Source organism: Limimaricola cinnabarinus (assembly GCF_047631075.1).
In the GTDB taxonomy this organism is placed as follows: Bacteria; Pseudomonadota; Alphaproteobacteria; order Rhodobacterales; family Rhodobacteraceae; genus Limimaricola; species Limimaricola cinnabarinus.
In genome coordinates this window covers 287,621-302,451 of sequence record NZ_JBLHYX010000002.1, presented here as the reverse complement: position 1 = coordinate 302,451, position 14,831 = coordinate 287,621, and the positions used below count along the sequence as shown (strand labels likewise).

General features: G+C 66.0%; 15 protein-coding genes. 3 read left to right on the top strand and 12 right to left on the bottom strand.

The window, feature by feature from the left end:
- Positions 1-200 (top strand): hypothetical protein (locus tag ACJASC_RS03275; RefSeq protein WP_415143504.1); only part of this gene is annotated, 200 nt, incomplete at its 5' end.
- Positions 201-453: 253 nt separating this feature from the next.
- Here ACJASC_RS03275 and gyrB read toward each other — a convergent pair.
- The 9 genes from gyrB to mutM all read right to left on the bottom strand — a co-directional run bounded on the left by gyrB (position 454) and on the right by mutM (position 10,542).
- Positions 454-2,868: a DNA topoisomerase (ATP-hydrolyzing) subunit B gene (gene gyrB, locus ACJASC_RS03270; protein WP_415143503.1), complete on the bottom strand. Its 2,415-nt coding sequence runs from the start codon at positions 2,866-2,868 to the stop codon at positions 454-456.
- 79 nt (positions 2,869-2,947) lie between these two features.
- Positions 2,948-3,568, bottom strand: coding sequence for a LysE family translocator (locus ACJASC_RS03265; protein WP_415143501.1), 621 nt, complete (start codon positions 3,566-3,568; stop codon positions 2,948-2,950).
- Entirely contained in the window at positions 3,565-3,999 is a 435-nt protein-coding gene (locus ACJASC_RS03260; protein ID WP_415143499.1) for a VOC family protein, read from the bottom strand. The genes ACJASC_RS03265 and ACJASC_RS03260 overlap by 4 nt, the downstream gene beginning before the upstream one ends.
- Positions 3,996-5,096, bottom strand: coding sequence for a DNA replication/repair protein RecF (gene recF / locus ACJASC_RS03255; protein WP_415143496.1), 1,101 nt, complete (start codon positions 5,094-5,096; stop codon positions 3,996-3,998). The genes ACJASC_RS03260 and recF overlap by 4 nt, the downstream gene beginning before the upstream one ends.
- A gap of 49 nt (positions 5,097-5,145) precedes the next feature.
- The gene (gene dnaN, locus ACJASC_RS03250; RefSeq protein WP_415143494.1) at positions 5,146-6,264 is read right to left on the bottom strand and encodes a DNA polymerase III subunit beta; all 1,119 of its coding nucleotides are present in this window, start codon (positions 6,262-6,264) and stop codon (positions 5,146-5,148) included.
- Between the two features lie 118 nt (positions 6,265-6,382).
- On the bottom strand, positions 6,383-7,762 hold the full coding sequence (gene dnaA / locus ACJASC_RS03245; RefSeq protein ID WP_045320059.1) for a chromosomal replication initiator protein DnaA: 1,380 nt from the start codon (positions 7,760-7,762) through the stop codon (positions 6,383-6,385).
- Between the two features lie 704 nt (positions 7,763-8,466).
- Positions 8,467-8,733, bottom strand: a complete 267-nt coding sequence (rpsT, locus tag ACJASC_RS03240; protein WP_341214302.1) for a 30S ribosomal protein S20 — start codon at positions 8,731-8,733, stop codon at positions 8,467-8,469.
- Positions 8,734-8,859: 126 nt separating this feature from the next.
- On the bottom strand, positions 8,860-9,636 hold the full coding sequence (locus ACJASC_RS03235) for an enoyl-CoA hydratase-related protein (RefSeq protein ID WP_415143491.1): 777 nt from the start codon (positions 9,634-9,636) through the stop codon (positions 8,860-8,862).
- A 54-nt stretch (positions 9,637-9,690) separates the two neighbouring features.
- Positions 9,691-10,542 (bottom strand): bifunctional DNA-formamidopyrimidine glycosylase/DNA-(apurinic or apyrimidinic site) lyase, encoded by an 852-nt coding sequence (gene mutM, locus ACJASC_RS03230; RefSeq protein WP_415143489.1) that lies wholly within the window; start codon positions 10,540-10,542, stop codon positions 9,691-9,693.
- Positions 10,543-10,572: 30 nt separating this feature from the next.
- Here mutM and ubiE point away from each other — a divergent pair, with 30 nt between their 5' ends.
- Together ubiE and ubiB are read left to right on the top strand one after the other, a co-directional pair.
- Positions 10,573-11,370, top strand: a complete 798-nt coding sequence (ubiE, locus tag ACJASC_RS03225) for a bifunctional demethylmenaquinone methyltransferase/2-methoxy-6-polyprenyl-1,4-benzoquinol methylase UbiE (protein WP_415143487.1) — start codon at positions 10,573-10,575, stop codon at positions 11,368-11,370.
- The gene (gene ubiB, locus ACJASC_RS03220; protein ID WP_415143517.1) at positions 11,367-12,893 is read left to right on the top strand and encodes a 2-polyprenylphenol 6-hydroxylase; all 1,527 of its coding nucleotides are present in this window, start codon (positions 11,367-11,369) and stop codon (positions 12,891-12,893) included. Before ubiE ends, ubiB begins: the two co-directional genes overlap by 4 nt.
- A gap of 184 nt (positions 12,894-13,077) precedes the next feature.
- Here the strand turns inward: ubiB and flbT are convergent, their stop codons facing one another.
- The 3 genes from flbT to ACJASC_RS03205 form a co-directional block, all read right to left on the bottom strand.
- Positions 13,078-13,488 carry a flagellar biosynthesis repressor FlbT gene (gene flbT / locus ACJASC_RS03215; protein WP_415143485.1) on the bottom strand — a complete coding sequence of 137 codons (411 nt, stop codon included), beginning with the start codon at positions 13,486-13,488 and terminating at the stop codon, positions 13,078-13,080.
- Positions 13,488-13,691: a hypothetical protein gene (locus tag ACJASC_RS03210; protein WP_415143483.1), complete on the bottom strand. Its 204-nt coding sequence runs from the start codon at positions 13,689-13,691 to the stop codon at positions 13,488-13,490. The genes flbT and ACJASC_RS03210 overlap by 1 nt, the downstream gene beginning before the upstream one ends.
- Positions 13,692-14,019: 328 nt before the next feature.
- A complete protein-coding gene (locus ACJASC_RS03205; protein WP_021694363.1) occupies positions 14,020-14,808 on the bottom strand; it encodes a hypothetical protein in 789 nt (262 codons plus the stop codon).
- Positions 14,809-14,831 lie beyond the last annotated feature (23 nt).

Below are 14,831 nucleotides of genomic sequence, written 5' to 3'. Positions count from 1 at the left end.
TGAAAGCCGGGCTGTGGTTCCGGCGCGGTCGTCTTGTCATAGTCTTCTCCTCGCTCGCAGCATCATGCTGCCGTTGCGCGGAAAATCCACTTATCCCGGCTGTTCAGATTTCCGGAACCACCTCTGATCTCTTGCAGAAGATTCTCAAAACGCGGGTCTTGGTTCGTCCGTCTGGAGCGAATGGTGCTGCGAAACCGTGAGAACTCTATCGTGTATGCTACTACGCAGTAGGTCGCTCTTGATAGGCAATGGGCAGATGGGAGACCCTGTTGTGTCGGCCTCGCAGTGAGTTGGACTTCAGCAACGTTGTTTTTGAGCCATCTCGAGTAGTTCGTCGACCCGAACAACGATTTTACAACCATCGGAAAATGCTAACATTTCGTCTGGCCCGAAGCTCTCGCGGCGCGAAATAATATGCGCGCCACGAAAAAATATGCGCGCGCCTACATCACGTCAGAAGTCGAGATGCTCGACGTTGAGCGCGTTCTGCTGGATGAACTCCCGCCGCGGCTCGACCACGTCGCCCATCAGCTTGGTGAACAGGTCGTCGGCCTCGAGCGAATCCTCGATGCGCACCTGAAGCAGCGTCCGCGCCTCCGGGTCCAGCGTGGTTTCCCACAGCTGATCGGGGTTCATCTCGCCCAAGCCCTTGTAGCGCTGCAGCGTCAGGCCGCGCTGGCCTTCTTCGAGAATCGCCGCGAGCAGGTCGAGCGGGCCGTGGATCAGCTGGCTGCGGTCCTTGCGCACCAAGGTTGCGGGCTGGTCGTAGACCTCCTGCAACGACTTGGTGAAGCTGCCTGTCTTGCGTGCCTCACCCGAGCGCAGCATCGGGCCGTCCAGCGTGCGCACCTCCTCGACACCGCGCAGGATCCGCGCGAGGCGGATGCCATGATCCTGGGTGATGCGGCCATGCCAGCCGCGCTCGTATTCGAGCGCGATCAGATCGAGACGGCGGGCCACCTTGTCGGCGACGCCCTGCAGGTCGGCATCCACCGCGCCGGGCACGAAGGCGCCTGAGATCGCGGCTTGTTCGAGGATGTGGCGCGGGTAATGCGTGGGGAAGGCGTCGAGCACCCGCTTTAGCTGGCGCGCCTCGTCGACGACGCGGCGCAGGTCGTTGCCGGTCAGCTCTTCACCGGTGCCGAGGCGCAGTGCAGTGCCCTCGGTGCCCTGCCGGATCAGGTAGTCGTCCATCGCGGCCTGATCCTTGAGATAGACCTCGGACTTGCCGCGCGCGACTTTGTAGAGCGGCGGCTGCGCGATATAGAGGTGCCCCGCCTCGATCAGTTCGGGCATCTGCCGGAAGAAGAAGGTCAGCAGCAGCGTCCGGATATGCGCGCCGTCGACATCGGCGTCGGTCATGATGACGATCTTGTGGTAGCGCAGCTTCTTGATGTCGAACTCGTCGCGGCCGATGCCGGTCCCGAGCGCCATCACGAGGTTGCCGATCTCCTGGCTTCCCAGCATCCGGTCGAAGCGGGCGCGCTCGACGTTGAGGATCTTGCCCTTGAGCGGCAGGATCGCCTGCGTGCCCCGGTCGCGGCCCGTCTGCGCCGATCCGCCCGCCGAGTCCCCCTCGACGAGGAAGACCTCGGTCTTGGAGGGGTCCTTCTCGGAGCAGTCCTTGAGCTTGCCGGCAAGGAAGTTCACGTCCATCGCGGTCTTGCGCCGGGTCAGCTCGCGCGCCTTGCGCGCGGCCTCGCGCGCCAGCGCCGCCTCGACGATCTTGCCGACGATCTGCTTGGCGAGGTTGGGGTTCTCCTCGAACCACTCGGCGAGCTTTTCGCCCACGAGGTTCTCCACCGCTGGGCGCACCTCCGACGAGACCAGCTTTTCCTTGGTCTGCGAGGAGAATTTGGGGTCCGGCACCTTGACTGAGAGCACGCAGGTCAGCCCTTCACGCGCGTCGTCGCCGGTGAAGGAAACCTTCTCCTTCTTGGCGATGCCCGAAGTCTGGGCATACGCGTTGATGGTCCGGGTCAGCGCGCCGCGAAAGCCCGCCATGTGGGTGCCGCCATCGCGCTGCGGGATGTTGTTGGTGAAGGGCAGCACGGTTTCGTGGTAGGTGTCGTTCCACCACATCGCCACCTCGACGCCGATGCCGTCCTTTTCGCCCTCGATCCAGATCGGCTCGGGCATGACGGCGTGCTTGGAGCGGTCGAGATATTTCACGAACTCGCGCACGCCGCCTTCGTAGAACAGTTCGGTGTGCAGCGGCTGCGCCGGGCGGTCGTCTTCGAGGATGATCCGCACGCCCGAGTTCAGGAAGGCCAGCTCGCGCAGGCGCTTTTCCAGCGTGGCGAAGTCGTATTCGAGGTTCGAGAAGGTCGTGGTCGAGGCGAGGAAGCGCACCTCGGTGCCGGTCTGGTCGGTCGGACCCACCACTTCGAGATGCTTGACCGTGTCGCCGCGTTCGAAACGCGCAACGTGCTCCTTGCCGTCGCGCCAGATGCGCAGTTCCAGCCAATCCGACAGCGCGTTGACCACCGAGACACCGACGCCGTGCAGGCCGCCCGAGACCTTGTAGGAGTTCTGGTCGAATTTGCCGCCCGCATGCAGTTGGGTCATGATGACCTCGGCCGCCGAGACGCCCTCTTCGCGGTGCAGGTCGGTGGGAATGCCGCGGCCGTTGTCGCGCACGCTGACCGAACTGTCGGCATGAATCTTCACCTGCACGAAGTCGGCGTGACCGGCCAGCGCCTCGTCGATGCCGTTGTCGACCACCTCGTAGACCATATGGTGCAGGCCCGAGCCGTCATCGGTGTCGCCGATATACATCCCCGGACGCTTGCGGACCGCATCCAGGCCCTTGAGAACCTTGATGGAATCGGCGCCATAAGCATTGGGTTGCAGAGCGGGTTCAGACATGGGGGAAATCCTCGGGACGTTACCGGCGGAATATACGAATACTGGTGGGAGATGTCACGGTTTTCCCCCATATTTTGCGCTATAGAAGGGGTATGAGCAGCCCGACGCCGACCAGCATCGCCCCCGCCGCGCGGTTGGTCCGGCGCAGTGCCCGGGGCGAGGTCAAAAGTGCCCGCGCGCGGTGGATCGAGGCGGCGAGAACGAGGTTTCCCGCCAAGGGCACGGCGAAGGAAATCGCGCAGATCGCCACGATGTCGCCCGCAGTGAGCGCCGACAGATCGAAGAAGCCCGGCAGCATCCCCATGTAGAACAGGACCGCCTTGGGATTGCCGAGGATCACGGCGAGGCCTGCGGCGAATCCCGCCCACATGCCGGGCCGGGTCAGGCGGCTGTCGGAGGCGATGGAGGCGTCGGCGTGACGCCACAGCAGCACGCCCATCGACACGAACATCGCGGCCGCGACCCAGCGCAGCGCCTCCAGAAAGCCGCCGTACACCGACAGAACCCAGCTCACACCAAGGATCGCCAGAAGCGGCCAGAGCACATCGCCCACCACCACCCCGAGCGCCAGCGGCCATGCCGCGTGAAACCCGCCCGACAGCGCGCGGGCCGTGAGCGCGACCCAGACCGGGCCGGGGGTGAGGAACAGAACGAAAAGCGCGCCCGCATAGAGGGCGAGATCATGGGGGGCGAGGGTCATTTCGGACTGGGCAGGGTCAGCGATCCGTCTTCGGCCAGTGGCCAGAACGGGTTGTGCGCGATCTCCCAGACATGGCCGTCGGGATCGGTGTAATAGCCCGAATAGCCGCCCCAGAACACCTCCTCCGGTGCCTTCAGCGCCTTCGCGCCCGCGTCGAGCGCTGCCCGCCACGCGGCATCCACGCCCGCGCGATCCGCGAAGTTCTGCGCCAGCGTCATGGCCCCGGTGCCAAGCTCCGCGCCGGGCCGTCCTTGATCCTTGGCGAGAGCCGCGCGACTGAACAGGCCCAGCAGGGCCCCGTGCATCTGGTAGAAGGTCACCTCGTCCTGGCTCGACGGGTGCGGGGTCCAGCCCAACGCGGCGTAGAAATTGCGGGCACGGTTCATGTCGTCCGTGCCGAGGGTGATGAGGGTCACGCGTTGCGGGGTCATGTCTCGCTCCTGATCTGCGAGATGCCGGCGATCTCGGTCACCTCGATGCATTGCGCGCGCTCGCCCAGGGCCTCGAACAGCCCCGGCTCGGTGCCGGTCATGAAGGCTTGAAGCCCGAGCGCGCAGATCTCGTCATAAAGCGCCGCGCGACGCCGCGTGTCGAGATGTGCGGCCACCTCGTCGAGGAGCAGAACGGGCGGCGCGCCGCCCATCGCCGCCAATGCGCGCGCGTTGGCGAGGATGAGCGAGATCAGCAGCGCCTTCTGCTCACCGGTCGACGCGTCGCGCGCGGCCACCCCCTTGGCACGCCACAGCGCGTCGAGATCGGCCCGGTGCGGGCCGATCAGGGTGCGCCCCGCCGCCATGTCGCGGCCGCGCATCGCGGCGAAGGCCTCGCGCAGTTCCTCCGCCGATTCCGGCGCCTCATCGGGATAGGTCAGCGCAAGATCGGCGGTGGGAAAGGCGGTCTCGGTCTCGTCCTGCGCGGCCATGAGCCGTTCGATCGTGGCGCGCCGCGCGGCGCCGATCGCCTCCCCCGCCAACGCCATGCGGCCCTCGAGCGCGCCGTACCAATGCGGGTCGCGCACCCCGTCCTTCAGGAGCCGATTGCGCTCGCGCATGGCCTTTTCATAATCGAGCACCTGTTCGGCATGGCCGGGATCGAAGCTCAGCACCGCGCGGTCGAGAAACCGCCGCCGTCCTTCCGCCGCCTCGATCCAGAGCCGATCCATCGAAGGCACCAGCCACAGCACCCTCAGCACCCGCGCCAACGCCACCTGCGGCGTCGCCTTGCCATCGATCTGCACGGTGCGGCTCTGGCCGGCCTCGGCGCGGGTTTCGATCTCGTGCGGCGCGCCCTCGGCTTCGACCTCGGCTCGGACCACCCAGCCAAGCCGCTCGGGCCTGCGCGCGATCTCCTCGGCCCCGGCGCGGCGCATGCCACGTCCCGGCGACAGCAGCGACACCGCCTCGATCAGGTTGGTCTTGCCCGCGCCGTTGGGACCATGGAGCGCGACGGGCCGCCCGTCGAGCGCGAGCTTCGCCCGCTTGTGCGACCTGAAATGTGACAGCTCGAGCGCGGTGACGGCCGCTCTCACGCGCGGCCCTCCCCCACTTCGCTCTTCAAAAACGCATGTCCCGCTCGCGTCACACGCGCATCGGCATGACGACGTAGACGGCCGAGGTGTCGTCGCCTTCGCGCATCAGCGTCGGATCGCCGGAGGAGTTAAACAGGAACACCGCGTTCTCGCGGTCCACCTGGCTCGCGATCTCCTGCAGGTACTTGGCGTTGAAGCCGATCTCGAGCCGCTCGTCGCCGTAAGCCACGGCCAGCTCCTCCTCGGCCGCGCCCGAATCGGGGGCGTTGACCGAGAGCACCAGCCGGTCCTCCTCGAGCGACAGCTTGACCGCGCGGCTGCGCTCGGAGCTGACGGTCGCGACCCGGTCCACCGCCTTGGCAAACTCGGCGGCGTCGACCTCAAGGCGCTTGGAGTTGTTTTGCGGAATCACCCGGCTGTAATCGGGAAAGGTGCCGTCGATGACCTTGGAAGTCAGCGTGATCGAAGGCGTGGTGAAACGCACCTTGGTCTCGCTCACCGAGACCTCGATCAGCGCCTCGTCATCATCCAAGAGCTTGCGCAGCTCATTGACGGTCTTGCGCGGCACGATCACCCCGGCCATCTTCTCGGCCCCTTCGGGCAGATCGGCGTCGATCCGCGCGAGGCGGTGGCCGTCGGTTGCGACGCAGCGCAGAACGCGGCCCTGCTCGCCCTCGGCCACATGCATGTAGACCCCGTTGAGATAATAGCGCGTCTCCTCGGTCGAGATCGCGAACTTGGCCTTGTCGAAGAGCCGGCGCAGGACCGGTGCGGGCGCGGTGAAGCTCGCCTCGTATTCGGACGAGGCCATGACCGGGAAATCTTCCTTGGGCAGGGTCGCGAGCTGGAAGTTCGAGCGCCCCGCCTCAATGGTCAGCCGCCCGTTGCCGCCCTGATCGGTGAGCGTCACCAGCGCCCCGTCGGGCAGCTTGCGCACGATCTCGTTCAAAAGTACGGCGGCGACGGTGGTGGCGCCTTGGGTCTCGACCGTCGCCGGGGCCTGATCGACCACCTCGATGTCGAGATCGGTGGCGCGAAAGCGCACCTCGCCATCCGTGGCCTCAATCAGCACGTTGGCGAGGATCGGGATGGTGTTGCGCCGCTCCACGACCGACTGGGCCTGTGCCACGGCCTTGAGCAGAACGCCGCGTTCGATCGAGAATTTCATGTGCATCGCTCCGCTGTTGTCGCCGACCGGGGCCGGGACTGGAAAACTACCTGTTTTCAGCCCGCCCTCAAGCATTTTCGGCGATGACGCGGTCCGTTCCTCGCACCAAAGGTGCGGCCTATTCCTCAAGCGCGCGGCGCAGCAGTTCGAGATCGTCGGCGATCTGGCTGTCGGTGGACTTCAGCTCCTCGATCTTGCGCACCCCGTGCATGACGGTGGTGTGGTCGCGCCCGCCAAAGCGGCGGCCGATCTCGGGCAGCGAGCGCGAGGTCAGCTTCTTCGAGAGATACATCGCCACCTGGCGCGGCCGGGCATAGTTGCGCACCCGCTTGGGCCCGATCATGTCCGACAGCCGGATGTTGTAATGCTCGGACACACGGCGCTGGATCTCCTCGACGGTGATCTTGCGATCCGAGGCGCGCAGGATGTCGGCGAGGCAGTCCTGCGTCATCTCGAGCGAAATCTCGCGGCCCACCAGCGAGGCGAAGGCGAAGAGCCGTGTCAGCGCCCCTTCGAGCACCCGGACGTTGTTGGAGATGCGGTGCGCGAGAAACTCGTAGACGCCGGGCTGGACCACGATGCCGGGATACTGCGCGCGGTAATAGTCGGCCTTGGCCTGCAGGATGCCGACGCGCAGTTCGAAATCGGTCGGGAACAGGTCCACGACGAGGCCCGACCCCATGCGCGAGGTGATCCGCTCCTCGACGTCCTTCATGGCACCCGGCGCGCGGTCGGCCGAGATGATGATCCGCTTTCCGGCGTCGATCAGCGCGTTGAAGGTGTGGAAGAATTCCTCTTGCGTGGAATCCTTGCCGCCGAGGAACTGGATGTCATCGACCATGAGCACGTCGACCGAGCGGAACAGCTGCTTAAAATCCATCATGCGCTTGTCGCGCAGCGCGGTGATGAAACGGTACATGAACTGCTCGGCGGAGGTGAGCACGACCTTCAGATGCGGCTGATGCTGGCGCATCTCGTGACCGATCGCGTGCATCAGATGCGTCTTGCCCAGACCCACGCCGCCATAGAGGAACAGCGGGTTGAACCCGAGGCTGCCGCCCTCGGCGATGCGGCGGGCAGCGGCATGGGCCATCTCGTTGGGCTTGCCGACGACGAAGCGGTCGAAGGTGAAGCGCGGGTCGAGCGTGGCCGAAGGTGTGGCGTCATCGTCGTCCGAGATCAGCGCCGGGGCGGCGGGCTGCCCGGAAGACGAGCCGGAAGGCTGGGCGGCCGCGGGGCGGGAGGCCGCGGAGGCACTGGCCGACTGGGCGAAGATCAAACGCTGCACGGTAACGCCGGCGCGGGCGAGCTGCGTCAGGATCTGGTCGCCGAAATTTTGCAGGACATAGTTGCCATGGAAGGTGGTGGGCACATGGAACCGGGCCACGCCATCGACCAGCGCCTCGAAGCGCAGCGGCGCGATCCAGGTCGTGTGGTTGTTGGCGCCCACCGCCTGCTTGAGCTCTTCGCTGACCTGCGCCCAGTTATCGTTCGTCATGACCTGTCCCCGACCTGCCTTCATCGTCACCCGTGCGCGCCCGCCGCGCCCGGCTTTCGCGACCCACATTCAGGCATAGGGGATGCGGCCGCCGGCGCGCATGCGCCGACGTTGTTCCGCACCGGACTGACCTAACCTCCGGACCCCGAACGGAGACGGGCATACCCGCCGACCGCTCTCGCAGTTCGGCCCGGGATTGGCACATGACGGCAGTGACGCCTGCCGGACCGGCAGACGCAATGCAGACAAGCGCGGGACGGCGAATGGCACGGCCAAAGCCGTGCGCCCGTCACGCTCATGAGAGCTGGCACCCGTTTCGCGGTTCCGATTGTCTCGGCCGTGCAGCTGGCCTTCGGACCACCGTGGTGCCGACTCGCCCATGTTCCCCCAGGAACGATGTGAATCGCAGGGCCAAGTTAGCGCCTGCGCTCGGAGGGCATCAACCGAACAACGCGCTTGACGACGGACTCCGCTGAATCGAATCCGGCGGGATTTTCCGGGGCCCCTGAATCCTAAGGGCGCGGCGCGAGAAGGGTGCGGAGCCGCCACAGGGGGGATTTGCGCGCGGGGATATCCTAAGGGGCCAACTTGACAGGGAGGTGACGCAAGGGCCCTCGATTCTTTCTCAGGGGCAGCGTAACGGCATGAAAAAAGGGTGCCCCTTTCGGGACACCCTTTTGAATTCAATCGCCTTTTAGGCGATATCAGGCGGCAAGCGCCTTCACGCGCGACGACAGGCGCGAGATCTTGCGAGCGGCGGTGTTCTTGTGAACGACGCCTTTGGTGACGCCGCGCATCAGCTCGGGCTGAGCTTCGCGCAGGGCGGTCTGGGCCGCGTCCTGCTGGCCGGAGGCGATCGCCTCCTCAACCTTGCGCAGGAAGGTACGGATGCGCGAACGGCGCATCTTGTTGATCGCGAAGCGGCGCTCGTTCTGGCGAGCGCGCTTCTTGGACTGGGGCGTGTTGGCCATGTGTCGAGAATCCACTTGCGGGGTAACTGTTCTGAAGCCGCGTCTCTAAGGCCGACTCGGCGGGTAGTCAACCTGCCTTGCCGCCTTTTCCACGAGCCTCCCGGTCCCCAGCCCCTGTCACGCGTCTCAGCGGTCGCGGTATTGCGGTTCGCGCTTCTCGCGGAAAGCGGCCATGCCCTCGGCCTGGTCCTCGGTCGAGAACAGCGCCTCGAACAGCCGCCGCTCATGGGCCAGCCCCTCGGTCAGCGGCAGCTCCTGGCTGCGGTTCACCGCTTCCTTGATGGCGAGCACCGAGATCTGGCTCTTCTCGGCGATCTTCGCCGCCGCCGCCCGCGCCTCCTGCTCGAGCTGGCGTGCCGGCACCACACGGCTCACCAGCCCGGCGCGCTCGGCCTCCTCGGCCGACATGAAGCGGCCCGTCAGATGCATGTCCATCGCCTTGGGCTTGCCCACCGCGCGAGTGAGCCGCTGGCTGCCGCCCATCCCCGCCATGATCCCGAGATTCACCTCCGGTTGGCCGAACTTGGCGTTGTCAGCGGCGATGATGAAGTCGCAGGCCATCGCCAGCTCGCAACCGCCGCCCAGCGCATAGCCCGCCACCGCCGCGATGATCGGTTTGCGGATACGCGCCAGCCGCGCCATGTCGCCCGCATAGAGCGCACGGCGATACATCTCGACAAAGGACAGGTTGGCCATTTCGCCCACGTCGGCCCCGGCGGCAAAGGCCTTGTCCGATCCGGTCAGCACGATGCAGCGCACCTTGTCTGAGGCATCCGCCGCCTCCAGCGCCGTCACCAGTTCGCGCAAAAGCTCCGAGTTGATGGCGTTCATCGCCTGCGGACGGTTGAGCGTGACGGTGGCGATGTCGTCGTCGATCTCGACGAGGATGGTGGTGTAGGCCATGGCTGTCTCCGGCTGCTTTGGCGAAACCTGACCCGCCCCGCCCCGGCGATCAAGTCACCTCTGGCAGCGCGCGCACAGGAAGGTGGAACGCCCCGACTGCACGATTCGCTCCACCGTGCCGCCGCAGCCCGGCGTTGCACAACCCGCGCCTTCGCGGTCATAGACCCGGAAACCGTGCTGGAAATAACCCATCGCGCCGTCGGCCTGCCTATAATCCTTGAGCGACGATCCCCCCGAGGTGATCGCCTCCTCCAGCACCACCCGGATCAACGGCACCAGAGAGGCAATCCGCGCCGCCGATATGCGCCCGGCCTTGCGGCGCGGGTCGATGCCGGCCCGGTGCAGCACCTCGCAGACATAGATGTTGCCAAGCCCCGCCACCACGCGCTGATCGAGAAGCGCGGTCTTGATCGGTACCATCCGCCCTCTGAGCCGCTCCACGAGATAGGCTTCGTCGAAGGCATTGCCCAAGGGCTCCGGCCCGATTTCGCGCAAGAGCCAATGATCTTCCACCGCCTCCGTCGCGGCGAGATCCATCGCCCCGAAGCGGCGCGCGTCGTTGAAGGTCACCCGCGCGCCATTCGCCATTTCCAGCACCACGTGGTCGTGCTTTTGCGGCGTGGGATGCGCGTGATGAAAGTCGCCGAGCGTCACGCCCGAGACGGTCATCCGCCCCGACATGCCCAGATGCACGATCAGCGTCTCGCCGCCCGACAGATCCGCGAGGATGTATTTCGACCGCCGCCGCAGCCGCTCCACCCGCTGGCCCGAGAGCCGCTCGGCCATGCGTTCGGGAAACGGCCAGCGCAGGTCGGGGCGGTTCACGTGGGCGGTCTCGATCACCGCCCCCTCCATCGCGGGGGCAAGCCCGCGACGAACCGTCTCGACCTCTGGCAATTCGGGCATCGGTTCTTTCTTTCGCACGTTGCGGGCTATATGCCGCCACTGAGCCCTATCAAGGCATCATGGCGGCACGGGACAAGACCCTTGAGCGACGAGCAGACCACGCATTTCGGCTACCAGACGGTGCGCGAAGAGGAGAAGGCGGGCCGCGTGCGCGGCGTCTTCACCTCCGTCGCCTCGCGCTACGACGTGATGAACGACGTGATGAGCGTCGGCATCCATCGCCTGTGGAAGGACGCGATGATGGACTGGCTGGCGCCGCGGCCTGGCCAGAAGCTGCTCGACGTGGCCGGCGGCACCGGCGACGTGTCGTTCCGGTTTCTTGGCCGTGCCGGGCATGGCCAGGCCACGGTCTGCGACCTGACCGAATCGATGCTCGTCGAGGGGCGCAAGCGCGCCGAGGCCGAGCGTCTGGAGGACAGCCTTGACTGGGTGGCGGGCGACGCGATGGCCCTGCCCTTCCCGGACAACAGCTTCGACGTCTATACGATCAGCTTCGGCATCAGGAACGTCACACGGCCCCAGAAGGCGCTAGACGAGGCGTTCCGTGTGCTGCGCCCCGGCGGCCGGCTGATGGTGCTGGAGTTCAGCCAGATCCCCAACGAGATGATGCAGAAGGTCTATGACCTCTACAGTTTCAACGTCATCCCGGCGATGGGACAGCTGATCGCCAACGACCGCGACAGCTACCAGTATCTGGTGGAATCGATCCGCCGCTTCCCCGATCAGGAAACATTTCTCGGCATGGTCGAGGCGGCGGGCTTCGAGCAGGCCAAGTACCGCAACCTGAGCATGGGAATCGCCTGCCTGCATTCGGGGTGGAAGCTCTGAGGGGCCCCCACAACCTTCTCCGGCTGATCCGCACCGGCGCCACGTTCGAGCGCACCGGCGCGATGGCCGTGGTGCTCGACGCGATGGACGCGCCGCGCCCTTTGCGTATGGCGATCCGTCTCTTCGCTGCGCCGTTCCGCTGGCTCGGCTATGAGGGCGACCCGGCCATGCCGCCCGCCACCCGCGCCATCACCGCGCTGGGCCCGGCCTACATCAAGTTCGGCCAGATCCTCTCGACCCGCCCCGACGTGGTGGGCGACGAGCTCGCCGTGCAGCTGCGCGTGCTGCAAGACAGCCTGCCGCCCTTTCCCACCGCACAAGCCAAGCGGGCGATCGCGATCGAGATGGGCCAGCCGGTCGACCGGCTGTTCTCGGAGTTCTCCGAACCCGTCGCCGCCGCCTCGATCGCGCAAGTTCACCGCGCCCGCCTCGCCGAGACCGGCGAGACGGTGGCGGTCAAGGTGCTGCGCCCGGGTATCGAGAAGGCGTTCCGCCGCGACATCGAGGCGTTCTACTTCGCCGCCCGGATGATCGAACGGCTCTTGCCCTCGTCGCGCCGTCTGCGCCCGGTCGAGGTGATCGCGCATTTCGAGAGCGTGGTGCTGGGCGAGCTGGACCTGCGGCTCGAGGCCGCCGCCGCGGCCGAGTTCTCCGCGAACACCACCAAGGACGAGGGCTTTGCCGTGCCCACGCTGCGCTGGCACCTGTCGGGGCGGCGCGTCATGACGATGGGCTGGGTCGACGGCATCGGCGCGGCCGAGGTGGCGCAGATCGACGCCGCCGGTCACGACCGCAAGCGTCTCGCCGCGCGGGTTCTGCAACTCTTCCTCGCCCATGCGCTGCGCGACGGCTACTTCCATGGCGACATGCATCAGGGCAACCTCAAGATCGGCCCCGACGGCACGCTGATCGCGCTCGACTTCGGGATCATGGGGCGGATCGACGAATACACCCGCCGGGTCTATGCCGAGATCATCTTCGGCTTCATTCGCAAGGATTACCGCCGGGTCGCCGAGGTGCATTTCGAGGCGGGCTACGTGCCTGCCGACCGCAACGTCGATGCCTTCGCCTCGGCCCTGCGCGCGGTGGGCGAGCCGATCTTCGGCATGGACGCCTCGCGCATCTCGATGGCGCGGCTGCTCAACTACCTGTTCGAGGTGACCGAGCGCTTCGGCATGGAAACCCGCACAGAATTGATCCTGCTGCAGCGCACCATGGTGGTTGTCGAAGGCGTGGCGCGCACGCTCGACCCGCATATCAACATCTGGGAGGCTTCGCGCCCGGTGGTCGAGGACTACATCCGAGAAAGCATCGGCCCCAAGGCCGTGGCGCGCGATCTTGGCCGTACGATCCAAGTGCTTTCGCGCTTCGGCCCGCGTCTGCCCGCCCTCGCCGAAGCCGCCCTCGTGCGCCAGAGCCACCCCGAGCCCGAGCCGCGCCGCCGCGACCTGCCGCCCTTGGGCTGGATCGCCGTGGGCGCGGCGCTGACGGCGGCGGCGGGCTGGGTTGCCTCACTGATTTGAGGTGCCTCGCGCAGCGCGCAGGGCAGTGTCCGCCGCCGGGGCCAAAACCGCCAATTCCGCCTCGATCATACGATCCGGCTCCGAAACCCGCCGGTCCCATTCTGATTTCGACCTTGTCGCGACGCTCCAAAAGCCGCTCTGCCCCTTCATGAAGGCGGCAGATCGACCCGCGATCAGCGAATGCTCACGGCGCCTTCAGTGGGAGGCAGAACATCCGCTCCTCCCTTGGCAAAAGCGCGCGAAGGCGTTTCAGCGCACGGTAGGTTTCTCCGTCGAGCACGGCCCGACATGCCTCGTCCAGAAGGGCGCGGCTGTCGCTGTCGCAGAACACCTGGCTCAGCTGTTCGATGTCCGCCAGAATCCGGTCATGACCTTCATTGGCTGTGACGTCGCCCGCGAGGATCAGTTGCGCGGCATAGCACACCCGTCGCACCGGGGTATTCGCGTCTTCGGCCCGGATCGCATCGCGCAAGCGCAGAATATTGGCATTGGGCGTGAGCACGGAGACCCGCGCGCGGCGGTCGCCGTTCTCGATCACCGCGCCATTGACCAGAACACGCTCCCCCGGCCCCAGTTTGAGCACCAGCCCCGACATCAGGCCGTCCTCGCAGCGACGCGATTCGACAGATCCGCAAGCATGATGGCGTCGCCCCTGCATGGTGGCAGGTTGGCAGCCTTACCTTCGACCGCGGAGGGGTGATACTGATGACGGGTGAAACGCGCCAGATGCGAGATGGAAGCATGCAAGGCCATGTTACCGGAACCTCGGGCCTGACGATCTTCTTCGACAAGGTTCACGAATAAGTCCTTTCAAGACACGGGATCGCAAGGCCGCGGTCCTGGCCGGGCCCCTGGCGGTCGATTCCGTCTGCCGCTCGGCGCGGGCGGGGGCGCGGTCACGCCCCCTGCCCCGGGTTTGTATCGGAACGCCGCTTTCTGCAGGCCGCTGTGCGGACGTCCTTGGAAGCGAAGAGGGTCCGTCGCCTTGGAGTGCATCCCCGTTCGGGGGACAGGCCGGTTGTGACACGCAGGTCTTAAGCGCAGGCTAATATTTCATGTAGAAAGCGCTGAAGATCGAGATCGCCCCAAGGCTCGGTTTCCGCCAAACTTCGCTGATCTCGCGCGGTCACTCTCGTCGGGGTTTGCGCGCCACTGGCGTGATCAGCGTCTCGGGCCGACGCGCCTCGGCCGCTTCGAACAGCGAAAAGGTCTGATTGACGTAGTTCACCGCCCCCGAGATGAGGTCGAGATACTCGACAAGTTCGGGGGTGCGCTGCGCCTCGACCATCGCCACGCCGCGATCTTGCGGCATCGTCTCGAATCCGACGTAGAACAGCGGGTCCCCGCGCGAGATCTTCAGCGGCTTTTCGGGCTCGTGCCATTCGAAGCCCCACATCAACGGGCGCGGCCAGACATTGATCGGGAAGCGCCCGCCGAAGATCGTTCCAGGCAGCGGCGTGCGGCTGTAATGCATGAAGGGTGAGAGCTGGCTGAGATAGACCGGTTCGTCGCACAGAAACACGTAAGGCAGCACGAGCTGCAGCGTAGGTACGCCCGGATGCCGCCACTCCGATTCGGCCACGATCAACAGCTTCTCTCCGAGCTTGTTGCTGCGGATCGAGCTGGCCGCGCCGCTCAGGTTGCGCATCCGGGGGATGCCCTTGTCGTCACGGGTGAAGCCGATGTTGATGTCGAAGGGGCAGCGGATCAGGAAATAGCGGCTTTCGAGATTGATCACCGCCGGGCAGCGTGAGGCCGACTTGCCATGGCTGCGGTCGAGATCGGTGGAGCGTACGCGTTCGGGCGGGGCATAGATGATGCCCCCTTTCGTTTCGCTCAGGCACCACCCGACCGTGACCGGACCGGTGCCGGAAGCGGTGCCGCGCGTGTTCTCGAAATTGACGGAAAGTTGCATATGGATGGACCTTTGGCGATCTG